At 72.9% G+C, this 24,895-nt stretch carries 25 protein-coding genes; 13 read left to right on the forward strand and 12 right to left on the reverse strand.

Annotated elements, in window-relative coordinates; all coding sequences use genetic code 11:
- Nucleotides 1-262: 262 nt before the first annotated feature.
- Together IG54_RS0126000 and IG54_RS0126005 are read left to right on the forward strand one after the other, a co-directional pair.
- On the forward strand, nt 263-1,330 hold the full coding sequence (locus tag IG54_RS0126000; protein WP_234336352.1) for a hypothetical protein: 1,068 nt from the start codon (nt 263-265) through the stop codon (nt 1,328-1,330).
- Between the two features lie 189 nt (nt 1,331-1,519).
- Nucleotides 1,520-2,512: a phosphotransferase family protein gene (locus IG54_RS0126005; protein WP_420712283.1), complete on the forward strand. Its 993-nt coding sequence runs from the start codon at nt 1,520-1,522 to the stop codon at nt 2,510-2,512.
- A 1-nt stretch (nt 2,513) separates the two neighbouring features.
- Here the strand turns inward: IG54_RS0126005 and IG54_RS0126010 are convergent, their stop codons facing one another.
- Nucleotides 2,514-2,942: a hypothetical protein gene (locus IG54_RS0126010; protein WP_030789220.1), complete on the reverse strand. Its 429-nt coding sequence runs from the start codon at nt 2,940-2,942 to the stop codon at nt 2,514-2,516.
- Between the two features lie 211 nt (nt 2,943-3,153).
- Between IG54_RS0126010 and IG54_RS0126015 the strand changes: the two genes are divergently transcribed.
- The 4 genes from IG54_RS0126015 to fxsA all read left to right on the forward strand — a co-directional run bounded on the left by IG54_RS0126015 (nt 3,154) and on the right by fxsA (nt 7,259).
- Nucleotides 3,154-3,594 carry an Lrp/AsnC family transcriptional regulator gene (locus IG54_RS0126015; protein WP_030789227.1) on the forward strand — a complete coding sequence of 147 codons (441 nt, stop codon included), beginning with the start codon at nt 3,154-3,156 and terminating at the stop codon, nt 3,592-3,594.
- 42 nt (nt 3,595-3,636) lie between these two features.
- Nucleotides 3,637-5,286 carry an amidohydrolase gene (locus IG54_RS0126020; protein WP_030789229.1) on the forward strand — a complete coding sequence of 550 codons (1,650 nt, stop codon included), beginning with the start codon at nt 3,637-3,639 and terminating at the stop codon, nt 5,284-5,286.
- A 491-nt stretch (nt 5,287-5,777) separates the two neighbouring features.
- Nucleotides 5,778-6,569, forward strand: coding sequence for a polyprenol monophosphomannose synthase (locus tag IG54_RS0126025; RefSeq protein ID WP_030789231.1), 792 nt, complete (start codon nt 5,778-5,780; stop codon nt 6,567-6,569).
- Nucleotides 6,570-6,674: 105 nt separating this feature from the next.
- The gene (gene fxsA / locus IG54_RS0126030) at nt 6,675-7,259 is read left to right on the forward strand and encodes an FxsA family membrane protein (RefSeq protein ID WP_030789235.1); all 585 of its coding nucleotides are present in this window, start codon (nt 6,675-6,677) and stop codon (nt 7,257-7,259) included.
- A 102-nt stretch (nt 7,260-7,361) separates the two neighbouring features.
- On the opposite strand, the gene IG54_RS0126035 is transcribed toward fxsA, so the two are convergent.
- The 4 genes from IG54_RS0126035 to IG54_RS0126050 form a co-directional block, all read right to left on the reverse strand.
- On the reverse strand, nt 7,362-7,736 hold the full coding sequence (locus tag IG54_RS0126035; RefSeq protein WP_030360404.1) for an RNA polymerase-binding protein RbpA: 375 nt from the start codon (nt 7,734-7,736) through the stop codon (nt 7,362-7,364).
- Between the two features lie 257 nt (nt 7,737-7,993).
- Nucleotides 7,994-9,340: an MFS transporter gene (locus IG54_RS0126040; RefSeq protein ID WP_030789238.1), complete on the reverse strand. Its 1,347-nt coding sequence runs from the start codon at nt 9,338-9,340 to the stop codon at nt 7,994-7,996.
- 44 nt (nt 9,341-9,384) lie between these two features.
- Nucleotides 9,385-10,152, reverse strand: a complete 768-nt coding sequence (locus IG54_RS0126045) for a glycerophosphodiester phosphodiesterase (protein WP_030789241.1) — start codon at nt 10,150-10,152, stop codon at nt 9,385-9,387.
- A complete protein-coding gene (locus IG54_RS0126050) occupies nt 10,149-10,841 on the reverse strand; it encodes a YczE/YyaS/YitT family protein (RefSeq protein ID WP_051819974.1) in 693 nt (230 codons plus the stop codon). Before IG54_RS0126050 ends, IG54_RS0126045 begins: the two co-directional genes overlap by 4 nt.
- A 64-nt stretch (nt 10,842-10,905) precedes the next feature.
- Here IG54_RS0126050 and IG54_RS0126055 point away from each other — a divergent pair, with 64 nt between their 5' ends.
- Nucleotides 10,906-12,405: a PLP-dependent aminotransferase family protein gene (locus IG54_RS0126055; protein ID WP_030789247.1), complete on the forward strand. Its 1,500-nt coding sequence runs from the start codon at nt 10,906-10,908 to the stop codon at nt 12,403-12,405.
- Nucleotides 12,406-12,432: 27 nt separating this feature from the next.
- Here the strand turns inward: IG54_RS0126055 and IG54_RS0126060 are convergent, their stop codons facing one another.
- Together IG54_RS0126060 and IG54_RS0126065 are read right to left on the reverse strand one after the other, a co-directional pair.
- Nucleotides 12,433-14,052, reverse strand: coding sequence for an ATP-binding protein (locus IG54_RS0126060; protein ID WP_030789250.1), 1,620 nt, complete (start codon nt 14,050-14,052; stop codon nt 12,433-12,435).
- Between the two features lie 36 nt (nt 14,053-14,088).
- On the reverse strand, nt 14,089-14,283 hold the full coding sequence (locus IG54_RS0126065) for a hypothetical protein (protein ID WP_030789254.1): 195 nt from the start codon (nt 14,281-14,283) through the stop codon (nt 14,089-14,091).
- A 275-nt stretch (nt 14,284-14,558) separates the two neighbouring features.
- On the opposite strand from IG54_RS0126065, the gene IG54_RS0126070 reads away from it, so the two are divergent.
- Complete coding sequence (locus IG54_RS0126070) at nt 14,559-14,951, forward strand: ankyrin repeat domain-containing protein (protein ID WP_030789257.1); 393 nt, start codon at nt 14,559-14,561, stop codon at nt 14,949-14,951.
- A gap of 301 nt (nt 14,952-15,252) precedes the next feature.
- Nucleotides 15,253-16,677: a HEAT repeat domain-containing protein gene (locus IG54_RS0126075; RefSeq protein ID WP_030789260.1), complete on the forward strand. Its 1,425-nt coding sequence runs from the start codon at nt 15,253-15,255 to the stop codon at nt 16,675-16,677.
- 80 nt (nt 16,678-16,757) lie between these two features.
- Here the strand turns inward: IG54_RS0126075 and IG54_RS0126080 are convergent, their stop codons facing one another.
- The 5 genes from IG54_RS0126080 to IG54_RS0126100 form a co-directional block, all read right to left on the reverse strand.
- On the reverse strand, nt 16,758-17,627 hold the full coding sequence (locus IG54_RS0126080) for a biotin-dependent carboxyltransferase family protein (RefSeq protein WP_030789263.1): 870 nt from the start codon (nt 17,625-17,627) through the stop codon (nt 16,758-16,760).
- The gene (locus IG54_RS0126085; RefSeq protein ID WP_051819975.1) at nt 17,624-18,286 is read right to left on the reverse strand and encodes a 5-oxoprolinase subunit B family protein; all 663 of its coding nucleotides are present in this window, start codon (nt 18,284-18,286) and stop codon (nt 17,624-17,626) included. The genes IG54_RS0126080 and IG54_RS0126085 overlap by 4 nt, the downstream gene beginning before the upstream one ends.
- Nucleotides 18,283-19,047 (reverse strand): LamB/YcsF family protein, encoded by a 765-nt coding sequence (locus IG54_RS0126090; protein WP_030789268.1) that lies wholly within the window; start codon nt 19,045-19,047, stop codon nt 18,283-18,285. Before IG54_RS0126090 ends, IG54_RS0126085 begins: the two co-directional genes overlap by 4 nt.
- 121 nt (nt 19,048-19,168) lie before the next feature.
- Nucleotides 19,169-19,954, reverse strand: coding sequence for a putative hydro-lyase (locus IG54_RS0126095; RefSeq protein WP_030789270.1), 786 nt, complete (start codon nt 19,952-19,954; stop codon nt 19,169-19,171).
- A gap of 89 nt (nt 19,955-20,043) precedes the next feature.
- Nucleotides 20,044-21,345: an MFS transporter gene (locus tag IG54_RS0126100; RefSeq protein ID WP_030789272.1), complete on the reverse strand. Its 1,302-nt coding sequence runs from the start codon at nt 21,343-21,345 to the stop codon at nt 20,044-20,046.
- A 149-nt stretch (nt 21,346-21,494) separates the two neighbouring features.
- Here IG54_RS0126100 and IG54_RS0126105 point away from each other — a divergent pair, with 149 nt between their 5' ends.
- From IG54_RS0126105 to IG54_RS0126115, 4 genes are all read left to right on the forward strand, one after another.
- Nucleotides 21,495-22,205, forward strand: coding sequence for a GntR family transcriptional regulator (locus tag IG54_RS0126105; protein ID WP_030789274.1), 711 nt, complete (start codon nt 21,495-21,497; stop codon nt 22,203-22,205).
- Nucleotides 22,206-22,309: 104 nt separating this feature from the next.
- The gene (locus IG54_RS0126110; RefSeq protein WP_030789276.1) at nt 22,310-23,836 is read left to right on the forward strand and encodes a hypothetical protein; all 1,527 of its coding nucleotides are present in this window, start codon (nt 22,310-22,312) and stop codon (nt 23,834-23,836) included.
- A complete protein-coding gene (locus IG54_RS42180; protein WP_158708931.1) occupies nt 23,836-23,988 on the forward strand; it encodes a hypothetical protein in 153 nt (50 codons plus the stop codon). Before IG54_RS0126110 ends, IG54_RS42180 begins: the two co-directional genes overlap by 1 nt.
- Entirely contained in the window at nt 23,985-24,878 is an 894-nt protein-coding gene (locus IG54_RS0126115; RefSeq protein WP_030789280.1) for a hypothetical protein, read from the forward strand. The genes IG54_RS42180 and IG54_RS0126115 overlap by 4 nt, the downstream gene beginning before the upstream one ends.
- Nucleotides 24,879-24,895: the final 17 nt, after the last annotated feature.

Raw genomic sequence — 24,895 nt, forward strand, 5'->3', positions numbered from 1 at the left:
GCCCTGGCCCCCGGCCCTGGCCCCCGGCCCCGGCCCCGGGTCAGGCCCCGGCCCAGGGCCAGCCCCAGGCCCCCCGGCCAGGAAAAGCGGGCCGCCACGCGTCTGGCTCCGCCCCGCTAACTGACGTACCGTCAGCTGAGCGCCGGAGGCCCCGCCGCCTCCCGCCGCGCCCTGAACTGCCGCGCGCCCAGGGAGGTTTGCCGTGGAGGACGACCGTCCGGTACCGCTCGACGAGTATCCCGTGCACCAGGTACCCCTGTCGATGAAGCACGTCGCGACGGGCGACCGCAACGCCTACGACCGGTGCATCTTCCACCTCTTCGACCACGAGGGCCGCGCCCTGCTCATCCTCGGCCTCGGCGTCTATCCGAACACCGGTGTGATCGATGCGTACGCCACCCTCCGCATCGGCGACACGCTCCACGCTGTACGCGCCGGTGACGCCCTCGGCGACGACCGGACAAACCTCTCCGTCGGCCCGCTGCGCATCACCGTCGACGAGCCGCTGCGCCGCCTGCGCCTGGAGTGCGCCGCCGACCCGGACGACCCGGCGTCCCTGTCGTACGACCTGACCTGGACCGCCGACTTCCCCGCCCTCTGGGAGCCGCACCACACCCAGCGCCGCGGTGCTCGGCTCACCCTCGAAGGGCGCCGTTTCGTCCAGGCGGGCCGCCCCCGCGGAGTGATCCGCGCGGGCGGCGAGGAGATCCATGTCGCGGCGGGGGAGTGGACCGCGACCCGCGACCGGAGCTGGGGCGTGCGGCCCATTCCTGGCGAGGAACGCGGGCGCCTGGAGGAGGAGTTCGCCACCGAGGGCTTCCACTGGATCTGGTGCCCCGTGCGTTTCGACGACCGCTTCCTGATGGTCATCGTCCAGGAGGACGCGGACGGCTACCGCACCCTCAACGACGCCACCCTCGTCCGCCCCGCCCTGCGCGACCGCCAACTCGGCTGGCCCCGTGCCGACATCACCTACCGGCCCGGCACCCGCCACCCCGAGCGCGCCGTCATCCACCTCACCGGCCCCGACGACCACAAGCCCCTCGAACTGGGCGCGGAGGTCCTCGCTTCGCTGCCCCTGGCCGTAGGCGCCGGATATCCGCCCGCCGACGACTGGCAGCACGGCACCTGGCGCGGCCGCGACTGGACCGACCGCCGCACCTACGACCTCTCGGACCCCGCCGCACACCCCCTGGCCGCCTACGGAGTCATCGACCACGCCGCCCGCTTCACCCTCGACGGACAGACGGGGTACGGCATTTTCGAGCACGGCAGCTTCGGCCGCCACGACCCGAGCGGCTTCACCGGATTCGACTCCGTGGCGCCCTAGGGCCTGTCCGGCGGATCATGCCGCGGGCCGCGGGGTCTGGCACTTCCCCAAGCTCTCGGCTTCGCTCGAGCAGGGGAGACCCCATCACTGCGGCCCCGCCCCCGCACGACCACGCGCGAACCGGAAGAGCTGGCCCGCCGCCTCACCGCCTGGCTCGACACCCGCCTGCCCGGCGCCGAAGCGGTCGACGTGACCGTCCCCGAGTCCAACGGCATGTCCAGCGAGACCCTGCTCTTCACCGTCGAGCACCCCGAACCGCCCCTGCGCTCCTGCGCGTTGCGCCTGGCGGCCGACCCGGCGGCGTACACGATCTTCCCCGTCTACGACATGCCGCGTCAGTACCGCACGATGCGGCTCGTCGCCGAGCGCACCGACCTGCCGGTGCCGCGCGTCCTGTGGCTGGAAGAGGACCCCGGGCCGCTCGGCGCGCCCTTCTTCGTCATGGAGCGGGTCGAGGGCCGCGTCCCGCCGGACGTCATGCCTTACACGTACGAGGGAAATTGGCTGCACGCCGCGATCGACACCGAACGCGCCCACCTGGAGGAGGCCTCGGTCCGGATCGTCGCCCGGCTGCACGACCAAGTCCCGGTGTCGGAGGCACGATTCCTCGCACTGCCCGGCGAGGGGAGCCCGCTGCGCCGGCATGTCACGGCCCAACGCGCTTACTACACATGGGTGGTGGGGGGACTGCCCCGCTCACCCCTCATCGAGCGCGCCTTCGACCGCCTCGAAGAGCTGTGGCCGCACACCGAGGGTGCGCCCGTCCTCAACTGGGGCGACGCGCGCATCGGGAACATCGTCTACGCCGGCTTCGAGCCCGCGGCGGTCCTCGACTGGGAGATGGCGGCGCTCGCACCCCGCGAGGTCGACCTCGGCTGGATGGTCTACCTCCACCGTTTCTTTCAGGATCTGACGGTGAGTTTCGGCCAACCAGGGCTGCCGGACTTCCTGCGCCGCGACCGTATCGAGGCGACCTATGCCGGGCTCACCGGGCACACCCCGCGCGACATGGACTTCTACACGCTGTACGCGGCGCTGCGGCACGCGATCGTCATGCTGCGCGTCGCCTACCGCCAGGTCCACTTCGGCGAGGCCGCGGCGCCCGGAGCGGGCGGGGACGCGGACGCGCTGATCCTGCACCACGACAGCCTCGCCGCCATGGTGCAGGGCAGCTACTGGTGACTCAGGCGGCGGGGCGCTGCTGCCGCGGTACGCGGAAGGGCCGCGAGCCCGGTCCGCCCACGTGCGAGAACGGCTGCTTCCGCCAGTCGAGGCCCTGAGGGAGCGTCAACAGCAGGGCGGTGTCCTGCTCCTGAGCCTCCATCGTCTCGTCGACGGGTGTGGCGTCCTCGGCCGCGCGGCCCGTACCGGCACAGACCGTGAGCCCGAACGGGTTCCACGGAGTGGGGCACAGGGCGTGCTCGGGCAGGACGTCCTCGTCGGCCAGGAGTGCGATCGGCTGCCCGCAGTCGGGGCAGTTCACGCGGTACATCTCAAAGGTGTCGTACGCGTCGAGAAGGGCGTCAGCCGGTTCGACGCCCTCCGGCTCGGGCTCGGCGGCCTGCTGCTGCTTGGCGCGAGTGGGCCTGCCGGGGCGCTTCAGATTCTGCATGGGACTCTCCCCCTTGGGTGGGCCGACAAGGCACTGCGGCCTCGACCACAGCAAGCACTTCCCGTCCCGTCGTAGAGGTAATCGTGGCATCCCATCGGACACGGTCAACGAGGTGTGGCGTTCGTCACATGCCGACGGGAGTTGCCACGCCGCGCGAGCCCGGCGGGCGCTCGGGTATCCGCGGGGATCAAGAGCCCTGTAGGTTCGGCGCATGGAGGAGCTGGACCGACAGATCGTGCAGCTGCTCGTCAAGGACGGGCGGATGAGCTACACCGACCTGGGCAAGGCCACGGGCCTGTCCACATCGGCCGTGCACCAGCGGGTACGCCGCCTCGAGCAGCGGGGAGTCATCCGCGGCTATGCCGCGGTCGTGGACCCGGAGGCCGTGGGGCTGCCGCTCACGGCCTTCATCTCGGTGAAGCCGTTCGACCCCAGCGCGCCCGACGACATCGCCGAACGCCTCGCGGGCGTCCCGGAGATCGAGGCGTGCCACAGCGTCGCGGGCGACGAGAACTACATCCTGAAGGTCCGCGTCGCCACTCCGCTGGAACTGGAACACCTGCTGAGCCGCCTGCGTGCCCTCGCCGGGGTCTCCACGCGGACGACCGTGGTGCTCTCTACCCCGTACGAGGCGCGCCCGCCCCAGGTGTGACCCGCGCGCGAGGCGCGCGTCCGCAGGGGCGAGACTGGACCCATGAGCCAGAGCACCGCCCCCGACGACGTCCGGGACTCCCAGAACCACCGCACCGTGCTGCTGCGCGGCGGCGACGTCCACAGCCCCGCCGACCCGTTCGCCACCGCGATGGTCGTCGAGCGCGGCCATGTCGCCTGGGTCGGCTCCGAAGGCGCCGCCGACGCCTTCGCGGACGGCGTCGACGAGGTCGTCGACCTCGAAGGCGCCCTGGTCACCCCGGCGTTCACGGACGCCCACGTGCACACCACGGCCACCGGCCTCGCCCTGACGGGACTCGACCTGTCGGGGGCCCGTTCACTGGACGAGGCGCTCGTATCCGTACGCGAACACGCCGCCGCACGACCGCACGACACCGTGCTGCTCGGCCACGGCTGGGACGCCGCCCGCTGGCCCGGCGGCCGCCCGCCCACGCGCGCGGAGCTGGACGAGGCCACCGGCGGCCGGCCGCTCTACCTCTCCCGTATCGACGTCCACTCGGCGGTAGCCACCACCGCTCTGCTCGACCTCGTGCCCGGCATCACCGAGCGCACCGGCTTCCACCCGGACGCCCCGCTGACCGCCGACGCCCACCACGGAGTGCGCGCCGCCGCCCTGGCAGCGGTCACGCCCGCCCGGCGCGCCGAGGCCCAGCGCGCCGCCCTGAAGCGCGCCGCCTCGCTCGGCATCGGCTCCGTCCACGAGTGCGCGGGCCCGGAGATCTCCGACGAGGACGACTTCACCGGGCTGCTGAGGCTCGCCGCCGAGGAGGCCGGGCCCCGTGTCGTCGGCTACTGGGCCGAGCACGGCCCCGAAGGCGTGGCGCGCGCCCGGGAGTTGGGCGCGGCCGGCGCCGCCGGTGACCTCTTCGTGGACGGCGCCCTCGGCTCGCACACCGCCTGTCTGCACGAGCCGTACGCCGACGGCGCCCACACCGGCACCGCCTACCTGGACGCCGCCGACGTCGCCGCCCACGTCGTGGCATGCACCGAGGCGGGCCTCCAGGCGGGCTTCCACGCCATCGGGGACGCCGCGGTGGGCTCCGTGGTCGATGGCCTGCGGCTGGCCGCGGAGAAGGTCGGCCTGGCCCGCGTCAGGGCCGCCAGGCACCGCGTGGAGCACGCCGAGATGCTCACCCCCGAGACCATCGCGGGATTCGCCGAGTTCGGCCTCACCGCGTCCGTCCAGCCCGCCTTCGACGCCCTGTGGGGCGGCGAGGACGGCATGTACGCCGAGCGCCTCGGTGCCGAGCGGGCCCGCACCCTCAACCCGTACGCGGCCCTCCTGCGCACCGGCGTCCCCCTCGCCTTCGGCTCCGACAGCCCCGTCACGCCCCTCGACCCCTGGGGCACGGTCCGCGCCGCCGCCTTCCACCGCACGCCCGAGCACCGCGTCTCCGTGCGCGCCGCGTTCACGGCCCACACCCGGGGCGGCTGGCGGGCCGTCGGCCGCGACGACGCGGGTGTCCTGGTGCCGGGCGCGCCCGCGGACTACGCCGTGTGGCGCACCGCCGATCTGGTGGTGCAGGCCCCGGACGACCGCGTGGCCCGCTGGTCGACCGACCCGCGCTCGGGCACGCCCGGCCTGCCCGACCTGTCGCCCGGGGCGGAACTCCCCGTCTGTCTGCGCACCGTGGTGGCCGGTCAGCCGGTCCATGTGGGGCCGGACGAGTGATGTCCCGGCGGTGCGCGGCGCCGATCACGGCCCGCCGGGGCTCCGTACGACCTGCGAATCCTCGGCACTGACCTGGCGGTATTTATCAACACCGCAGCTCACAAGGCTATTGACAGAGAGCCGCCGTGGGCCGGTAGGTTCGGCCGGGTCCACCACAGGACGTCCGACCGGCGAACCTCCACGCAGTCGTCGAACGCCGCTGGGTCATGGGTGGTGTGCCGCACCGGCGCACCTCCGCTGGGAGCCAGATCCAGCGTCCGCGACGCGGAGGCGAGGGAACGTATCAGCCGGTCGGCTGGTGTGACCCGGGTCGGGCCCGGACGCTCAGTAGACAACGGCTTTCGGTCGATCCGCAGCCAGCGGGTCCCGGGCCGGCCCGAAGGGCGCCGGGCCCCGATCCGCAGTCCTGGACCTGCCGACCCCCGAGCCGCCGCTGCGGCGCAGGCCGCGGCCACTATGGTGGTCCTCTGCGTACGAACGAAGGGGCAGTAGTGAACGACGGCGGTCGAGTCTCCGAAGCAGGGGACCAGGGGAGACAGTTCGGCTCGCTCGGCACGGCCTTGGTGATCATTCCGACCTACGACGAGGCGGAGAACATCCAGTCCATCGTCGGCAGGGTGCGGGCCGCCGTCCCGGAGGCGCACGTCCTGGTCGCCGACGACAACAGCCCCGACGGCACCGGCAAGATCGCCGATGAGCTGGCGGCCGAGGACGACCAGGTCCACGTGCTGCACCGCAAGGGCAAGGAGGGCCTCGGCGCCGCCTACCTCGCGGGGTTCCGCTGGGGGCTCGACAACGACTACGGCGTGCTCATCGAGATGGATGCCGACGGCTCCCACCAGCCCGAGGAGCTGCCCCGGCTGCTGACCGCGCTGAAGGGCGCCGACCTCGTGCTCGGCTCGCGCTGGGTGCCCGGCGGCCGGGTGGTGAACTGGCCCAAGCACCGCGAGTTCATCTCCCGCGGCGGCAGCACCTACTCGCGCCTCCTGCTGGACGTGCCCATCCGCGACGTGACGGGCGGCTACCGCGCCTTCCGCCGCGAGACCCTGGAGGGCCTCGGCCTCAGCGAGGTCGAGTCGCAGGGCTACTGCTTCCAGGTCGACCTGGCGCGCCGCGCGATCAAGGCGGGCTACCACGTGGTCGAGGTGCCCATCACGTTCGTCGAGCGGGAGCTGGGGGACAGCAAGATGAGCCAGAACATCGTCGTCGAGGCGCTGTGGCGGGTCACCGCCTGGGGTGTGGGGGAGCGCGTCGGCCGGGTGATCGGCCGCAAGCAGTCCTGAGCGGACCCGGCCGCGGGGCGCACGCCGTCCTGGGCGGCCCCCGGCCCGGCCCTGTTGATCATCCCCCTTATCCCGGCCTGAGGCGGACCCAGGCACACTGGGAGCATGACGACCGGCGCACCGCCTCCCATCCGCCCCAGCAGGACCAGACGTTCGGGACCCCTGAGGTTCCTGCCGCTCGGCATCGCCGCGTGGCTCGTCCTGGAGATCTGGCTGCTCACCGTCGTGGCGGGTGCCACGAGCGGGTTCGTGGTCCTTCTGCTCCTGGTGGGCGGCCTCGTGCTCGGCTCCGCAGTGATCAAGCGGGCGGGGCGCAGGGCGTTCCGCAAGCTCAGTGAGGCCGTGCAACAGCAGCAGAGCGGTGTGGCGCCCGAGCCGGAGGCCGCGGGCGGTGGCGGGGCCCTGACGATGCTGGGCGGCCTGCTGATCATCCTTCCCGGGCTCATCTCGGACGCCCTGGGGCTGATCCTGCTGATCCCGCCGGTCCAGAAGGCCCTCGGGCGGTACGCGGAGCGGACATTCGAGCGCAAGGTGCGCGAGGTGCGCGAGGCGTCCCCCGGCGGCCTCGGTGACGCCTTCCAGCAGGCGCGTATGCACCGCCCCGACGGCAAGGTCGTCCAGGGCGAGGTCATCAGGGACGAGCCGTCGGCGCGCGGCCCGCGCCCGGACGACCCGCAGCTGCCGCGCTGACGGCGTCCGAGCCTCACGCACAAGTACGAGGGCCGGGGCCACTGCTGAGCAGTGGCCCCGGCCCTCGTACTTGTGCTGTGCGGTTGTGTGCCGGGTCCGTCGTCAGGCGGACTTGCGGCTGTCCCGCGGATGCACCGCGATGTTCATGGCGCCGGACCGAAGGACCGCGAGGCGTTCCTCCAGGACCTCTTCGAGTTCCTCTCGAGTACGGCGCTCCATGAGCATGTCCCAGTGCGTACGCGCCGGCTTGCCCTTCTTCTCCTCAGGTCCGTCGCCGTCTACCAGGAGTGCCTGGGCCCCGCAGACCTTGCACTCCCACTCCGGCGGGATCTCCGCCTCGACCGAGAACGGCATCTCGAAACGATGTCCGTTCTGGCATGCGTACTCCACGGCCTGGCGCGGAGCCAGGTCGATGCCGCGGTCGGTCTCGTAGCTTGTCACCACGAGACGCGTGCCGCGAAGAGCTCGCTCACTCATGAATCGTGCCTCCCGGGCTTGTCGCCCACAGGACAGGTGTCGCTGTCGTCGTCATCCGGTCAACGTCCGGTCGGCGGTAAAGATTCCCGTTCAGGGTCATGCGTCGCCGTCGTATGCCGCCCACTTGTAGTACCCACCAGCGCCCGGTTTGTCACATCTGACAGTAGATGTCACCCAGCGTTTCTGAAACTTCAGCTCGCAGTAACGGTCCGCCTGGCAGGCCAAACGCGTACACTACCGGCCTTTGCCCTCAGTTGCTAAATCCGGTCGGGTACGGGATTGCCCGCGTCGCGCACCGCACGCCTCACCGGCACCCTCGCGAGCAGCGCGAATCCGAGCAGGAAGAAGGCCACGAGGGAGACGATCGCGTCCCGGTAGCTCCCCGTCAGCTGGTAGGTGAGGCCGAAGATCAGCGGCCCGAGCCAGGCCATGCCGCGGTCGCTGATCTCGTACGCGGAGAAGTACTCCGCCTCTTTGCCGCGCGGCACCAGGTGCGAGAAGAGCGAGCGGGACAGGGCCTGGGTGCCGCCGAGGACCAGGCCGATTCCCGCCGCGAGGACGAAGAACCACGCGGGCGCCCCCGCGGGCAGGAAGTAGCCCGCCCCGATCGTCACCGTCCAGGCGACGAGGGAGCCGAGGATGGTGCGCTTGGCGCCGTACGTCCGCGCCAGCCTGCCCATTCCGAGGGCCCCGGCCACCGCGAGCAGCTGCACCAGCAGGACCGCGACGATCAGCGTGGACTGTTCGAGCCCCAGCTCCTCGGAGCCGTACACGGACGCCTGCGAGATCACCGTCTGGACCCCGTCGTTGTAGACGAGGTAGGCCAGCAGGAAGGCGAGCGTGTGGGGATGGCGGCGCATGTCGCGCACCGTCGCCGCCAGCTGCCGCAGGCCGCCTCGCGCGCCGCTCGCGGAGTGCGCGGTCCGCCGGTCGCGCAGCCGCTTCAGGGGTACGAGGGTGAAGGCGCCCCACCACACACCGGCCGACGCCAGGCAGATGCGGACCGCCGTCGACTCGGAGACGCCGAAGGAGTCATGGGCGAGGAACAGTACGAGGTTCGCCACCAGGACCAGGGCCCCCGAGGCGTAACCGAAGGCCCAGCCGCGCGAGGAGACCGCGTCGCGCTCCTGCGGAGGAGCGATCTGCGGCAGATAGGAGTTGTAGAGCACCATCGAGACGGCGAGCGAGGCATTGGCGACGATCAGCAGGAGACCGCCGAGGAGATAGCGTTCGCCGTCCAGGAAGAACATGCCCGCGGTCGCGGCCGCCCCCAGGTACGCGGCCACGGCGAGCAGGGGCTTCTTGCGGCCCGTACGGTCGGCGGCCGCGGCCGCCAGCGGCATCACGAAGACCGACACGAGCACGGAGGCGGACACCGTGTACGCGAAGAAGGACCCCGCGCGGACCGGGATGCCCAGCGGGTGCACATACCCCTCAGGGTCGGCCGCCGCCTTGGCGATCTCCGTGAGATAGGGCCCCAGGAAGACGGTCAGGACGCTCGTGGAGTAGACCGAGCAGGCCCAGTCGTAGAAGTACCAGCCTCGTTGCTCGCGCCGTCGTTCGGCGGCCTCGTCGGCCGCCGTGCGCAGGGTGTCGGTGCCCACCCGTGACCTCGCTGTTCCCCGTGGGCGAAGCCGCCCTCGGGCGGTCAGACCCAGCTCCCCCGGTCCGTCAGCACCTCGCGCAGCGTCTCGATGTGATCGGAAACTATGCCATCCACGCCCAGGTCCAAAAGGGCGGCCATCCGCTCGGCGTCGTTGACGGTCCACACGTGGACCTGGAGCCCGCGCGCGTGGGCGGCGCGTACGAAGCGGTGGTCGACCACCCGGATCCCGCCGTGCGTCTCGGGTACCTGCGCGCAGACCGCCGAGCGGCGCGGCGCCGTCGGGACGCCGTACGACCCAAGACGCAGGGCTGCCACGCCACGGGTGCCGAGGGAGGTGGCCAGGCGGGGGCCCGCGACGCGCTGGGCCCTCGCCACGCGCGCCTCGGAGAACGAGCCGACGCAGATCCGGTCCCAGGAGCCGGTGCGGCGGATCAGGTCCAGGAGCGGCAGGAGCGCGGACTCCGCCTTCACGTCCACGTTCCAGCGCACCTCGGGGAAGGTCTCCAGCAGCTCTTCGAAGAGGGGCACCGGCTCGCTGCCGGCCACGCGCGCGTGGCGCACCTCGCTCCAAGGGAGGTCGACGATGCGTCCCGCCGCGTCCGTCACGCGGTCCAGCGTCGCGTCGTGGAAGGCGACGAGGCGGCCGTCGGCCGTGGCGTGCACATCGGTCTCGATGTAGCGGTAGCCGAGGCCGACGGCACGCCGGAAGGCCGCTGCGGTGTTCTCCAGGCCGTCCGCCGCGCCCCCGCGGTGGGCGAGGGCGAGCGGACCCGGGTGATCGAGGTAGGGGTGGCGTACGCGCGTGGTCACCGCTGAAGTATCGCGCGCTCCGGGGGGCCGCCGGAGGCCACGACCCTCTCCGCGCTGGACGCGGGGAGGGCGAGGCGGCGCAGGAAGAACTGGGCGAGCGGGCCGATGGCGAGTGCGTACAGGACCGTGCCGAAGCCCACCGTGCCGCCGAGCGCGAAGCCGGTGGCGACGACCGCCACCTCGACGAGCGTGCGCGTCAGGCGGATCGAGCGGCCGGTGCGCGCGTGCAGGCCGGTCATCAGACCGTCGCGCGGGCCGGGACCGAACGAGGCGGCGATGTACAGGCCGGTCGCCGCGCCGTTGAGGACCACACCGGCCAGCAGCAGCGGGACACGGACGGCGAGTGAGTCCGCGTCCGGCAGCAGCGCCAGGGTGGCGTCCATCGACAGCCCGCAGACGAAGACGTTCGAGACGGTGCCGAGCCCCGGGCGCTGGCGCAGGGGGATCCACAGCAGCAGAACGGCCGCGCCGACGATGATCGAGACGACGCCGATGGGCAGGCCCGTCCGTGCGGACAGGCCTTGGTGGAGCACGTTCCACGGCTCGGGACCGAGCCCCGCGCTCACCATCAGCGCCGAGCTGGCGCCGTACAGCGTCAGACCGGCGTACAGCCGCGTCAGCCGCCGTGCGAGTTGTGGCTTCGTCCCGGACAAGTGGTGCCCCCTGCTGGTGGTAGTGGCCCGATGCATGTCACCCTGTGGCTTGGAAGCAGACCGCAACCATGGCCAATTCGGGGAAGGTGGACTGGGAATCATGGCTCAGTGGACTTCGGCGATGGGCTCGACTCAGCTTGCCCGGCTCCTCGCCTCCCAGCAGGCCCGACCCAGCGGCACGGGCGCCCGCCGCCCGCCCGCCTACCGCGCCCTCGCCGACGGCATCAGACTGCTCGTCCTGGAGGGCCGCGTCCCCGTCGCCGCGCGACTGCCCGCGGAGCGCGAACTGGCGGTGGCGCTCGCCGTCAGCCGCACCACCGTGGCGGCCGCCTACGAGGCGTTGCGCGCCGAGGGCTTCCTGGAGTCCCGCAGGGGAGCGGGCAGCTGGACCGCCGTCCCCGCCGGAAACCCCCTCCCCGCGCGCGGGCTCGAACCGCTGCCCCCGGAGGCGCTCGGTTCCATGATCGACCTGGGCTGTGCCGCGCTGCCCGCGCCCGAGCCCTGGCTCACCCGGTCCGTCCAGGGCGCCCTCGAAGCGCTCCCGCCCTACGCCCACACGCACGGCGACTACCCCGCGGGCCTGCCCGCGCTGCGCGAGATGCTCGCCGAGCGCTACACCGCGCGTGGGATCCCGACCATGCCCGAGCAGATCATGGTCACCACCGGCGCGATGGGCGCCATCGACGCTATCTGCCACCTCTTCGCGGGCCGCGGCGAGCGCATCGCCGTCGAGTCCCCCTCGTACGCCAACATCCTCCAGCTGATGCGCGAGGCGGGCGCCCGGCTCGTCCCCGTCGCCATGGCCGAGGGGCTCCAGGGCTGGGACATGGACCGCTGGCGGCAGGTCCTGCGGGACGCGGCGCCCCGGCTCGCGTACGTCGTCGCGGACTTCCACAACCCCACGGGCGCGCTCGCGGGGGAGGACCAGCGCAGGCAACTGGTCGAGGCGGCCCGCTCGGCGGGCACCGTCCTCGTCGTCGACGAGACGATGAGCGAGCTGGGCCTCGACCCGGACCTCGACATGCCGCGCCCCGTCTGCGGGTTCGACCCCGCGGGCTCCACCGTCATCACCGTCGGTTCGGCGAGCAAGGCGTTCTGGGCGGGCATGCGCATCGGCTGGGTGCGGGCCGCCCCCGACGTGATCCGCAGCCTCGTCGCGGCACGCGCGTACGCCGATCTGGGCACCCCCGTCCTCGAACAGCTCGCCGTGAACTGGCTGCTGAACACCGATGGCTGGCAGGCCGCCGTGGACGTGCGCAGGGAGCAGGCGAGGGAGAACCGCGACGCGCTGGTCGCCGCCGTACGCCGCGAGCTGCCCGAATGGGAGTTCGAGGTGCCGCGCGGTGGTCTGACGCTGTGGGTGCGCACCGGCGGCCTGTCGGGGTCGCGGCTCGCCGAGGTGGGCGAGCGGGTGGGAGTGCGGGTTCCGTCAGGGCCGCGCTTCGGTGTCGACGGGGCCTTCGAGGGGTATGTGCGGCTGCCGTTCACCGTGGGCGGCGCGGTGGCCGAGGAGGCGGCGGTGCGTCTGGCCGCCGCCGCCCGCCTGGTGGAGACGGGCGCCGGCACGGGGGCGGAGATCGCGCATCCCTTCGTGGCCTGAGGTCGACTCCGGGCCCAGGGGCGGGGGTCAGCTCTCCGCGGGGACCGGCTGCGCCGCGGTGACCTCCCGGGGAACCTCTTCGGCCTCGTCGGTCTCCTCGGCCCCCTCCGGTTCCTCGACGGGGAGCGTGTCCGCCGGGGTGCTGTACTCCGGTAGCAGTTCCAGGACCGCCCTGCGGTGCGACTCACTGGTGGCGTCGTCGTAGGGATCGGGCGTGGCGGGCACCTGGAGGCGGTGGACCGGGCCCGTGCCGAGCCGCGCGTAGCCCCGGCCGGGCGGGACCTCCGCGGTGGGCGTCGTGTGGGGCGGCGTACCGAGGACCTCCTCCAGCTGGTCGGGGGTGGCGGGCCCGAGGACCACACGCGCGCGCGTGTGCTGGCGTACGGCGTCGCTCAGGAAGTCCAGGCAGTCCAGCTGATCCGCGACGGCCACGGTCACGTTCGCCGCCCTGCCGTGCCGCAGCGGGACGTGGAGCAGCGACTGGGGGTCGTTGCGCCCGTCGGCGGCGGCGAGGTGGCCGAGCGCGCTCGGCCGGTCCAGGAGGACCCACAGGGGGCGCTTGGTGTCCTCCGGCGGCGGGTGGCCCGCCTGCCGGGCCCGGTTGGCGGCGATGAGCCTGCGCTCGGTCTCGTGCGCGGCCCATTCCAGGCTCGCGAGCGCCCCGGCGAGCCCGCACTCGATGGCCAGGACCCCTTCGCGGCCGGTCAGGCACGCGTAGTCGCCGGCGCCGCTGCCCTCGACGATGAGGACATCGCCGTACTGGAGCGCCTGGAGGGCGATGGAGCGCAGCAGTGTCGTCGTGCCGGTGCCCGGCCGGCCCGCGATCAGCAGGTGGGGTTCCGTGGAGCGGACGCCGGTGCGCCATACGACGGGGGGTACGTCGCGGCGCTCCTCGCCGTCGGTCACCGGCAGGGTGCGCTGCACTCCGGTCTCGTCGGTGAAGCCGAGGACCGTCTCCCCGGGGGCGGTGACGAAGCGCTGGGCGGCGATGTCGGTGGGGAGAGCGGGCAGGACGGTGACGGTGAGTTCGTTGCCCTCCTCGTCCCACGCGAAGTGGTATTCGCGTCCGCGGCCCGACTTCGCGTGCAGCAGCTGTTCGATCCGCGCGCGGGACTCGGCCTCACCGTCCGTGAAGTACGCGGGGTACTGCACCACCAGTTGGGAGATCCGCCCGGTCTCGTCGAACTCGTAGGTGGTGAAGGCCTTGTCCCACGCGCCGCCGTGGGCGTAGAGCGGGGCGGGGTCCTCGGGGACCGAGAAGTACGGGACGAGCGCTTCGTAGAGGGACTGCAACCGCTGTGCCTGGGCCTCGTCGGGGCCGCTCGGCGCCGGGGCGGTGCGCTCGCGGCCCGTCCACCCTGCGGCCGCCATCAGGGAGATGAGGGCGAGCATCGGCCCGTAGGGGACGAGGGCGAGGACCAGGACCACGGAGGCGACCAGGAACAGCAGCGGCCCGCGCTTGTCCTTGGGCGTACCGGCCCACTTGCGCCGCCCGGCGGCAGCCAGCCGGCGCAGTCCACGAGTCATCGTGATCAGCGGGTGGAGAACGTCGGTGGCGCTGTCGGCGGCCGACCGTGCCAGCTCCCGGCTCCGCGCGATGGACGCGGTGCCGTTACTCAGGATGCGGGGGAGTGGGCGCCTGGCCACGTCAGTCTCCTGGAGGTGCGTACGAAGGCAGGGGGGTCAGAACTTGATCCCGCCGAGGAGGCTCGCGAGGCTCGCGCTGCCGGCCTTGATGCTCGGGGCGATGGCGGTGCCCGCCATGAAGAAGCCGAACAGCGCGCAGACCACCGCGTGGGAGGCCTTGAGGCCGTCCTTGCGGAAGAACAGGAAGACGATGATTCCGAGCAGTACGACGCCCGAGATGGAAAGGACCATGACGGTTCTCCTGGTTTGTGGGGACAGTCACCATGAGTTCTTCCAGGTTCACAGCATGTATCCATACGACAAAAGGTGCAAATGAGTGAAATTCTCTGAATTTCCCTCGAATGGCAGAGCCTCTTCGGGGCGTCGGGGAGCAGGTCGGGACGTCTTCCGTGTCCGCCGTGATCTTTGCCTCGGGCGGGCACGGTCATGTGTCCGCCGGGGCAGTACCCTGTCGATTCACTCGTACGGCTGCACACGCAGCGCATCCCAGAAAGGCGGACGCCTCCATGAGCGAAGCCCCCGACCCCGAGGTCGTGGAGCTGGCGACCAAGATCTTCGATCTGGCCCGCCAGGGCGACGCCGCGGCGCTCGCGGCATACGTCGACGCGGGGGTCCCGGCCAACCTCACCAACGACAGCGGTGACTCGCTCGTGATGCTGGCGGCCTACCACGGGCACGCCGACGCGGTCCGGGTCCTCCTGGAGCGCGGCGGCGACGCGAACCGCGCCAACGACCGGGGGCAGACGCCGCTCGCCGGAGCCGTCTTCAAGGGCGCGGAGGCGGTGATCCGGGCCCTCCTCGACGGCGGGGCCGATCCGGCCGCCGGGACGCCGTCGGCGGTGGACACCGCCCGGATGTTCCAGAAGACGGAGTTGCTTGAGCTGTTCGGGGCCGCCTGAGCGGGTACCCGTCCAGCAGCTACGGGGGCGCTGGAAATGTGGTCGCGGCGGGTGTCACCGCCGGGTCATCATGACGACGTGATTCACGGACGCGACGGTGGGGCAGGTCTTGCCGCACCGCGTGGGCCGTGAGCGGCCCGCCCCCGGACCTCAAGTCCGGGATCCCTTGGGGCCACGGACGAGAGGCAGAGGAAGATGGTCTTCGACAAGCAAAAGACGGCGGGCGGCCCGACGTGTTGGCGTGCGGCCAGGTAATGCGTGATTCCCGGTTGCGTCGACGCTTGATGTGAGGCTGTTTCCCATGTTCGATCCGGTCATAGCGCCCAGCGGTACGCTGCTCGGCCTGCTCCAGCGGGGCCGCGGCGACGGCACGCTGCACGCACTCACGGCACCACGGTCCGAGGCGCTCGCCGCCCTCGACCACTGTGTGCTCAACGATCCCCGCCACGACTGGCAGGTGGAGAACCGCTCGCTGTACTACGCCCGGCTCTACCTCGACCTGCACGGCGGGCTCGGCGAGATCGAGCGCCACCTCTTCGATGCCGAGGACGCCCTGGACACGGACGACTCGCGCACCGGGCTCGCCCTCGCCGTCCTCGGGCACCTCGCCTCCTACGGCAGGCACGACGCCCTCGAACTCCTGCGCAGGTACGCGGCGTTCGGCGCGAACTGGGCGTGGGCCCTCGACGAGCTGGCCCTGCGCGACGACGACGCGGGGCTGCGCGCGCTCGCCGTCCCCGTGCTCGCCAGATTCCCCGCCGGCGCGGAGGGCGAGGCCGAGCTGGCCGCCGCCGTGCGCGACGCCTACGAACCACGGCCCTGGCGGCTGTGGGAGGAGGACCCCCGCGCCGGTGTCGGCGCCCGCGTGCGAGCCGCGCGGGAACAGGGCTCCTTCGACCGCTGGCAGCGCCAGATGCGGCCCGCGGGCCCCCGCCCCGGGTGGAGCGTTAAGGCGGTCTTCGCCTGGGCGCAGGAGGGCCTTGAGCGCGGCGCCGTGCTGCACGTGCCCGCCGCGCGCTGCCTGGGCGCCGTCGCGGGACCCGAGGACCGGCCCGAGGTCGTCGAGGCCGCCCGCAACGGCTCCGACGGGGCGCGCGCCACCGCCCTGCGCTACCTCGCCGACGCCCACGACCCCGCCGTCCTCGACCTCATCGAGTACGCGGTGGAGGACCACTCCGCTGTCGTGGTGGACGCGGCGACGGAGGCCTTCGAACGGATGGGCGGTGTCGCCGCCGTCGAGCGGGCCCGGCGCTGGGCCTACCGCCCCGACGCCCTCGGCGCCGCCGCGGGACGCGTGCTCGCCTGCCGGGGCGGCGCCCAGGACAGCAAGCTCGTCCTCGCCGCACTGCGTGAGGCGGTCCGCGGCGAGGGACCCGACGCGCCGACGCTGTGGACCCTCGTCGACGGCGCGGGACGCCTCGGCATCGCCTGCGCCGCCCCCGTCCTGCGGCACGTCTACCGAGAGACCGCCTCGTCCCACCTCCGCGGCCGCGCCGCCCGTGCCCTCGCCGCCACCGACCCGACCTTCGCCGCGGGCTTCGCCGTCGAGTGCCTGTGGGACTGCGAGGAGACCACTCGCGGGGTCGCCGCCCGGCACGCCGAGACCGGCGACGCCCGCGTGGTCAACCGCCTTCGGAGGCTCGCCGAGGACCCCGCCGAGGAGGACGAGGTACAGACGGCGGTGCGCAGCAGGATCGGGCCCGACGCGGACGCGCCCGCTGTGTGACCCGGCCTCGGGTGAGGCTCGCGGTCCGGTGGGAGCCGGCCTCTCGGGGCGGTGCCGGTGCCGGGTGGGCGCGGTGAGCGTCATGTGCGGCCCGCCCGGACGAAGCGCACCGGCGTGCCCGGTGGTGCCTGGGCCGCCGCGGCCAGGTCCGCTTCCCTGACCACCGCCACCACCGGGTAGCCGCCGGTGGTCGGGTGATCGGCGAGAAAGACGACCGGCCTGCCGTCCGGCGGCACTTGAACGGCGCCCAGCACCATTCCCTCGCTCGGCAGTTCGCCGGTGAGCGCCCGCTCCAGGGCGGGGCCCTCGGTGCGCAGACCGATGCGGTTGCTCGCCGAGGACACCCGGTACGCGCGCGTGGTCAGCGTCTCCAGCGCCGCCCGCGTGAACCAGTCTGCGCGCGGCCCGAGCGTCACCCGCAGCACCAGCTCCCCGGGCGGGGCGGGCTGCGGGACGGTGTCCACGCGCGCGTGCGGGCCCCTCGGGGTGCCGAGCGGCAGCACGGCCCCGTCCGCGAGCGGGGGCGGGCCGAGGCCGGAGAGCAGGTCGGTGGAGCGGCTGCCGAGCACCGGGTCGACGGCCACCCCACCGTCGACGGCGATATAGCCGCGTACTCCGGAGACGGCCGCCCCGATGTCCACGAGCGCCCCCGCGGGGACACGCACCGGCGCCCCCCAGGCGGCGGGGCGGCCGTCCACGGTCACCGGGCAGGGGGCTCCGCCGACCGCGATGGTCACGGGACGGCGGGGGCGCACGGCGCAGCCGTTGAGGGTGGTCTCCAGGACGGCCGCGCCGGGCGCGTTGCCGACCAGCCGGTTGACGAGGCGGGCCGCGGGCTGGTCCAGGGCACCGGAACGGGGCACCCCGAGATGGGCGTGTCCGGGACGCCCGAGGTCCTGGACGGTCGTCAGCGCCCCGGCCCGTACGACGGCGACGGCACGGTCGGTCATCGGTCCTCCGGTGCGAGGCCCGGCGCGGCCTCCGTGGGGTTTGCGGGCGTACCGTGCGCCACGAAGCGGACGCGTACGCCGGGGGAGAGCAGCGCGGCCGGCACGCGCGCGTGGTCCCACAGCACGGCGTCCGTCGAGCCGATCAGCTGCCAGCCGCCGGGCGAGGCACGCGGATAGACGCCCGTGTACGGGCCCGCCAGGGCGACGCTGCCCTCGGGGACGGAGGTGCGGGGCGTGGCCCGGCGCGGCACCCCGTAGCGTTCGGGCAGCCCCGTCAGATATCCGAAGCCCGGCGCGAACCCGCAGAAGGCGACGCGGAATTCGGCCGCCGCGTGGATCCGCGCCACCTCGGGCACGCTCACGCCCCAGTGCGCGGCGACGTCCGCGAGGTCCGGCCCGTCGTACCGGACCGGGATCTCCAGGACGGCACCCGCCCGCTCGGGCAGCGGCGGGACCTCCCAGCCGGGCAGTTCGGCGCGGACCCGGGCGGGCTCGTCGAGGCCGTCCAGGAGCACGGTGCGGGCCGCGGGGACGATCTCCCGTACCCGCAGTGAGCCCGCCGCGCGGCGGCGCAGCAGCTCCGCGTGGAGCGCCTGGGCCCCGGTGCCGTCGGCGAGTTCGACGAGCAGGGCCCGCTCGCCCACGGGCAGCACCCTCACGCGAAGGCCTCCACGCGCACGCCCGCCGACTCCAGGCGGGCCCGGACCCGGCGGGCCAGCCCCACCGCCCCCGGCGTGTCGCCGTGCAGGCACAGCGACCGCGCGCGGACCGCGATCTCGTGGCCCCCGCGGGACGTCACGACGCCCGAGCGGGCCATCCCGAGGGACCGCTCGACGACGGCGTCCGCATCCGTGATGACGGCTCCCTCGCTGCCCCGGGGCACCAACGTGCCCTCTTCGGTGTAGGCGCGGTCCGCGAACGCCTCGGTGACCTCCGGGAGCCCCGCCTGGCCCGCCGTCTCCAGGAGGCGCGAACCGGGCAGCCCGAGGAGCGGCAGCGAGCCGCCCGCGAGCAGGACGCCCTCCACGACCGCGCGGGCCTGGCCCTCGTCGTGGACGACCCGGTTGTACAGCGCGCCGTGCGGCTTCACGTACGACACGCGCGTGCCCGCCGCGCGCGCGAAGACCTCCAGGGCGCCGATCTGGTAGGCCACCTCGGCCGCCAGCTCCTCGGGCGGCACGTCCATCGCGCGCCGCCCGAAGCCCGCCAGGTCGCGGTAGGAGACCTGCGCGCCGATCCGCACCCCGCGCGCGGCGGCCAGGTCGCACACCCTGCGCATGGTGACCGCGTCCCCCGCGTGGAAGCCGCAGGCCACATTGGCGCTGGTGACGACGGACAGCAGCTGCTCGTCGTCGGTGAGGTGCCAGCGGCCGAAGCCCTCGCCGAGGTCGGCGTTGAGATCGATGGAGGCGGTGCTCATCTGCGGAGACTCCTGTTTCTCGGCGGCCATGTGGTGCTCGTCCTGCTCGGTGGCCATGGGGTGCTCGTCTTTCTGGGCGGCCCCGTCATTCTCGTCCCGGTGGCCCCGCGGTTCTCGGTGGTCACGCCACGCGGTACTGCTCGTCGCGGGCGTCGGTGAGGAACATGCGGCCCGGCGCGTGCGTGATCGCGAACGGCGGCCTCGACGCCATCACCGCGGCCTGCGGCGTCACCCCGCACGCCCAGAACACCGGGATGTCGTCCGGTTCGGCGGCCACCGGATCGCCGAAGTCGGGCCGGCCCAGATCCTCGATGCCGAGCCCCGAGGGTTCACCGCAGTGCACCGGACTGCCGTGCACCGCCGGCATCAGGGCGCTCTCCCTGATGGCGTCGGCGAGAGAACGGGGCGGCACCGGCCGCATCGACACCACCATGGGGCCGTGCAGCCGCCCGGCCGGACGGCAGGGGCGCGCGGTCACGTACATCGGGACGTTGCGGCCCTGCTCGATGTGGCGCAGCGGTACCCCGGCGTCGGCGAGCGCCCACTCGAAGGTGAAGCTGCACCCGATGAGGAACGACACCAGGTCGTCCCGCCAGCGGTCGACGACGTCCGTGGGCTCGTCGGCCAACTCCCCGTGCTCCCATACGCGGTAGCGCGGCAGATCCGTCCGCAGGTCGGCGCCCGGGGCCAGCGGTGTGACGTAGGAGCCCGCGTCCGTGACGTCGAGCACCGGGCAGGGCTTCGGGTTCCGCTGGCAGAACAGCAGCATCTCGTACGCCCAGTCGGCGGGGACGGAGATGAGGTTGGCCTGGGTGAAGCCCGCCGCCCAGCCCGCGGTCGGACCCGTCTCGCCCGCACGGAACGCCGCACGGGCCTCCTTGGCGGTACGGACCACCGGGGCGCCCACGCGCGCGTGCCCGTTGACAGCAGTTCCCTTCCCCGCGTGCCCGTTCCCCGCGTGCCCGTTGACAGCGGCTCCCTCCCGCGCGTGTCCGTTCACAGCAGCTCCCTCCCTCGCGTCTCCGGGAGGCCGAACAGCGCGATGACGGCGAGGCCGTACCCGAGCGCTCCGAAGATCAGCGCTCCGCCCACGCCCCAGCTGTCGGCGAGGAAACCGACCATCGTGGGGAACACGGCGCCGACCGCGCGCCCGGTGTTGTACGTGAAGCCCTGGCCCGTACCGCGCACAGCCGTCGGGTACAGCTCGCTGAGGAAGGAACCGAAGCCGCTGAAGATCGCCGACATACAGAAGCCCAGCGGGAAACCCAGCACAAGGAGAAGGCCGTTGGCCCCCTCCGGGATGTTCGTGTACGCGAGGATGCTGGCCGCGGAGAGGAACGCGAAGAGCGTGATGTTCCGCTTCCGGCCGAGCTTGTCGGTGAGGTAGCCACCGGTCAGATAGCCGATGAAGGCACCGGAGATCAGGAAGATGAGGTAGCCGCCGGTGTTGACGACGGTCAGGCCGCGCTCGGTCTTGAGATAGGTCGGCACCCAGGTGGCCAGGGTGTAGTAGCCGCCCTGCACACCCGTGGACAGAAGCACCGCGAAGCAGGTGACGCGCAGCAGCCCCGGCTTGAAAATGGCCGTGAACGACCCTTTGTGGGCGCTCTTTCGGCGCTCCGCGGCCGCTTCCGGGGCGTCGTGCACATTGCGCCGCACATAAATCACCAGGAGAGCGGGCAGCGCGCCGGTCCAGAACATCACGCGCCAGGCGAGATCGTCGTCCAGGAACTGGAACACCACGGTGTAGACGATCGCGGCGAGGCCCCAGCCCACGGCCCAGGAACTCTGGATCGCACCGAGCGTACGGCCGCGGTTCTTGGCGGTGGCGTACTCGGCGACGAGGATCGCGCCGACCGCCCACTCGCCGCCGAAGCCGAGGCCCTGGAGGGCGCGGAAGACCAGCAGCGTCTCGTAGTTGGGCGCGAAGCCGCAGGCGACGGTGAAGACCGCGTACGTGACCACCGTGATCATCAGCGCCTTGACGCGGCCGATCCGGTCGGCGACCACACCCGCGACGGCGCCGCCCACGGCGGAGACGACCAGGGTGACGGTGGTGAAGAGGCCGGTCTGGCCGCTGTTGAGACCGAAGTACGCGGAGAGGGCCACCATGCTCAGCGGCAGCGTGAAGTAGTCGTAGGAGTCGAGGGCGTAGCCCCCGAAGGCCCCGGCGAAGGCGCGGCGGCCGCGCGGGCCGAGCGCCCGCAGCCAGCCGAACGCTCCGCTGTCGTCGGGCTGGTCACCCTTGTCGGGATGTACGCCGGCCGGCGCGGCCGGGGGCGGTGGGGTCGTGCTCATGGGCACCTCGCAGGAGAGGGACGGTCGGGTGCTGGAGCGGTGCGGGGCGGGGTCGTGGGGAACCGCCGTGCCCGACAAGGTAGAGGATTGTTGAACGATCCCTCAATACCCATGTTGTTTCGTTCTCGCGACTGCGATTGAATCCGGGCATGGCTGAGGGGATGGCTGAAGTGAGCGGACTGGCCGACGACCGTGTGCTTCTCGGGCGTACCAGTACGGCGCAGAGGGTCTCGGACATCCTCAGGAGCCGCATCGCCGAGGGCTACTTCCCGCCCGGCACGCGCCTGTCCGAGGACAGCATCGGCGGGGCGCTCGGGGTCTCCCGCAACACTCTCCGGGAGGCCTTCCGGCTGCTCACGCACGAGCGGCTCCTCGTCCACCAGCTCAACCGCGGCGTCTTCGTGCGGGTCCTCACGGTCGAGGACGTCGAGGACATCTACCGCACGCGCCGCCTCGTGGAGTGCGCCGTCGTGCGCGGCCTCGCACGCGAGGAGCCGCCGTTCGCCCTCGACGCGGTGGCGGGCGCCGTCGAGGACGGCGTACGGGCCGCCGCCGGGAAGGACTGGAAAGGCGTCTCCACCGCCAACATCCACTTCCACCGGGAACTCGTCGCCCTCGCCGGCAGCGCCCGCACCGACGAGCTGATGCGCAGCGTCTTCGCCGAACTGCGCCTGGCCTTCCACATCGTGGCCGACCCGCGCCGCCTCCACGAGCCGTACCTCGAACGCAACCAGCGGATCCTGGACACCCTGCGCGAGGGCCACGCCGCACAGGCCGAACGGCTCCTCGCCGCCTACCTGGAGGACTCCCTCGCCAACCTGGTCGAGGTGTACCGGCGAAGTGTGGGCGCGGACGGCTGAGCCGGCCGCTTCCGCGCGGACACGGGCCATTCGCCGTGCCGGCCGGGCCGGTCGCTTCTGCGCCGTTTCGACCGTTGTCAGACCGAGGACCTAGTCTGTGCACCGTGACTTCGCCTGCCACCACGGACACCGCTCCGCCCCAGCTCAGCGCGGGGCCGAGGCCCGCTCTGGGCCCGGCCGCCGACGAGGGCCTGGCGCGCCGCCTGCGCGCCCTGGCCTGCACGGCCCCGCTGCACGACCTCGACGTGCGCAAGGCCAACCTCGCGGGCGAGTACTCGGTGTACGCGATGGCCGAGGTGGCCCTGTCCGCCATCGACCTCGTCACGCTCAACATGGACTTCGATACCGGCGCCGACCACGAGCAGATCGTCGCCAGGCTGCTCCCGCGCGTGGCCGCGCAGGCCCCCGGCCGGCCCGCCGCCGAGCACGAGCGCGTCGCCCGCTGGGTCCTGGAGAACCTGATCAACGTCGGCAGCGTCGACCGAGGCTTCCGCGCGGTGTACGGCACCTTCGCGCCCGACGGGACGTACGTCCGCAGGGACTACGACTTCAAGCTCCTCGAAGAGGTCTCCGGGTACGGCGGCAGCGTCTATCTGCGCACCACCGACGAGGCTGTGAACGTCCTGGTGGGCGCCCTCGACACCGACGTCACCAGCGCCCAGATCGCCGCCGAGGTGAAGCTGGAGGTGCTGATCAGCCGCGGCAGGCTCGCCGATGCCCAGCTCGCCGCCGAGCAGGCCCGCTACCGCACCGTGCAGTACTCGGAAACGCTGCGCAAGGCCCTCGACGCGACCCGGCGCAACGTCCGCGCGGTGGACTGGCTCCAGGCCGTCCCCGACATGATCGCGGAGGCGCTCGACCACGTCGCCGACCGCTACCGCCACGAGAACGCCATCCTGACCAACATCCGCAAGGCCCGCGACGAGTCCGAGGACCCCGAGCAGAAGCGCCGCGCCGCCGAGCTGGTCGACATCGTCAAGGACTGCATCCGCCGCCACACCCAGCTCCAGTCCCGCCTCCTCGAAGCGGGCCCGCTGTTCCGCGCCGAACAGGACCGGCAGGCCTTCGCGACGCCCACCGCGCGCGCGGGACTCGACCTCTACGGCCAGCTCGTCGCGCCGCTCCTGCCGCTCCCCGCCGAGCAGGCGATCCGCGTGACGGACGCCTTCTTCGCGCGGGGAACCGGCCTGCGCACCCCCGTGTCCGTACGGGTCGGCGACCTCGTCGACATACTGCTCACCCCTCCCATGGAGCGGGAGCACCTCGGCGCGGAGATGCCCGAGCCGGACCTGATCGCCACCCCGGACGACAGCCGCTTCAGCGAGGAACAGCTCGCGAGCGCGATGGAGCTGCTCGACCTGCCCGCCGACGCGCCGCGCCGCCTCTCGGGACTGCTCGCGGAAGCCCGCCTCCGCGACCGCGAACTGCCGTACCTGGTCATCCTGCTGGCCGTCCACGCGGCCAGCCCGCCGGTCGGCACCGCCTACCGCCAGGGCGAGGAGAAGCTCCTCTTCGCCGTGGACGACGGCACCGAGCTGGACGACGAGGAGTTCGGCGGCGCCGACCTCATCGTCGGCACCGCCCTCCTGGACGCCGCCGGCATGGCCGCCGACCGCAAGGAGGCCGCCTGATGCCCACGGGACAGCCCACCACGGCGCGGCACATCCCAGCGCGCTGGCAGACCACGACGCGCCCGCACATCACGACGAGACCGCACGCCACGGCACCGGGCGCCCCCGGAGCCGTACGACCGATTCACCGCCGCAAGGAGCACACGCCGTGACCGACCACCCCGCAGAGCACGCCGCGTGGGGCGAGCCGGACCCTGTCACGGTGCCCTCCGCCCCCGCACCCGTCACCCCGGCGGACGCCGCCGACGCCGCTCGGCTCGTCTCCTTCGGCCTCCAGCCCAAGCTCCAGCCCGCCCGCGACCAGGAGTACGGCGACCTGCTCCGCCGCTACCGCGAGGACCCGCCCTTCGCGCGGCTCGCCGACGCCGTCGCCACCGGACTCGGACTCGTCGTCCTGGAGGTGTCCCCGCGCGCGGGCATGGCCGTGACCGCCGCCGAGGACTCCGTCTTCGCCGTCCGCATGGGCGACTACGCCCGCCGCGCCGCGACCGACTCCACCGACCGCTTCCTGCACGGCCTCGCCCACCTCGCCGTCGCCGCCATGGCCTTCCCGCGCCCCGAGGACCTCGCCGACGACGGATACATCGGCCGCGTCACGGTCAACGGCGTCGACGCCTTCGTACGCCAGGCCTGCCACCGCCTGGAGGAGCGCGCCGAGGAACAGGGCGAGAACACCGACCCGGCCACCGACGCCCCCGGCCTGGAGGCCGCCTGGCGGATCTGGGCGCGGCGCAGCTCGACCGGAGCCACCAAGGACGCCCGCCGCCTCGCCGGTTCGACCACCGGCATCGTCGGCAAGGCCGTCGCCTTCCTCACCGACTCCGGGTTCCTCCAGCGCACGGGCGACGACTCCGGAGGCACCTACCGCACCACCGCGCGCTACCAACTCCAGGTCCGCGACATGGCGGGCAGCGCGGCCATGGCCGAGCTTCTCGAACTCGGCGTCGTCCCGGTCACCGACGGCTCGGCGACACTGCTGCCCCCCGAAGACACCGACGACCTGGAGCTGGCCGCCGACGCGGGGCTGCCCTTCCACTCCTGACTCCGCAGACCCCGCCC

It is taken from the genome of Streptomyces sp. NRRL S-920, from assembly GCF_000717945.1.
Taxonomy (GTDB): Bacteria; Actinomycetota; Actinomycetes; order Streptomycetales; family Streptomycetaceae; genus Streptomyces; species Streptomyces alboniger.

What these genes read in the sequence shown, in the direction of transcription:
- IG54_RS0126090 (WP_030789268.1), bottom strand. Translation starts at nt 19,047, where the DNA reads ATGAGCACCGCCTCCATCGATCTCAACGCCGACCTCGGCGAGGGCTTC.
- IG54_RS0126015 (WP_030789227.1), top strand. Translation starts at nt 3,154, where the DNA reads ATGGAGGAGCTGGACCGACAGATCGTGCAGCTGCTCGTCAAGGACGGG.
- IG54_RS0126080 (WP_030789263.1), bottom strand. Translation starts at nt 17,627, where the DNA reads ATGACCGACCGTGCCGTCGCCGTCGTACGGGCCGGGGCGCTGACGACC.
- fxsA (WP_030789235.1), top strand. Translation starts at nt 6,675, where the DNA reads ATGACGACCGGCGCACCGCCTCCCATCCGCCCCAGCAGGACCAGACGT.
- IG54_RS0126035 (WP_030360404.1), bottom strand. Translation starts at nt 7,736, where the DNA reads ATGAGTGAGCGAGCTCTTCGCGGCACGCGTCTCGTGGTGACAAGCTAC.
- IG54_RS0126010 (WP_030789220.1), bottom strand. Translation starts at nt 2,942, where the DNA reads ATGCAGAATCTGAAGCGCCCCGGCAGGCCCACTCGCGCCAAGCAGCAG.
- IG54_RS42180 (WP_158708931.1), top strand. Translation starts at nt 23,836, where the DNA reads ATGCCCACGGGACAGCCCACCACGGCGCGGCACATCCCAGCGCGCTGG.
- IG54_RS0126100 (WP_030789272.1), bottom strand. Translation starts at nt 21,345, where the DNA reads ATGAGCACGACCCCACCGCCCCCGGCCGCGCCGGCCGGCGTACATCCC.
- IG54_RS0126050 (WP_051819974.1), bottom strand. Translation starts at nt 10,841, where the DNA reads ATGCATCGGGCCACTACCACCAGCAGGGGGCACCACTTGTCCGGGACG.
- IG54_RS0126020 (WP_030789229.1), top strand. Translation starts at nt 3,637, where the DNA reads ATGAGCCAGAGCACCGCCCCCGACGACGTCCGGGACTCCCAGAACCAC.
- IG54_RS0126065 (WP_030789254.1), bottom strand. Translation starts at nt 14,283, where the DNA reads ATGGTCCTTTCCATCTCGGGCGTCGTACTGCTCGGAATCATCGTCTTC.
- IG54_RS0126000 (WP_234336352.1), top strand. Translation starts at nt 263, where the DNA reads ATGAAGCACGTCGCGACGGGCGACCGCAACGCCTACGACCGGTGCATC.
- IG54_RS0126055 (WP_030789247.1), top strand. Translation starts at nt 10,906, where the DNA reads ATGGCTCAGTGGACTTCGGCGATGGGCTCGACTCAGCTTGCCCGGCTC.
- IG54_RS0126105 (WP_030789274.1), top strand. Translation starts at nt 21,495, where the DNA reads ATGGCTGAGGGGATGGCTGAAGTGAGCGGACTGGCCGACGACCGTGTG.
- IG54_RS0126075 (WP_030789260.1), top strand. Translation starts at nt 15,253, where the DNA reads ATGTTCGATCCGGTCATAGCGCCCAGCGGTACGCTGCTCGGCCTGCTC.
- IG54_RS0126070 (WP_030789257.1), top strand. Translation starts at nt 14,559, where the DNA reads ATGAGCGAAGCCCCCGACCCCGAGGTCGTGGAGCTGGCGACCAAGATC.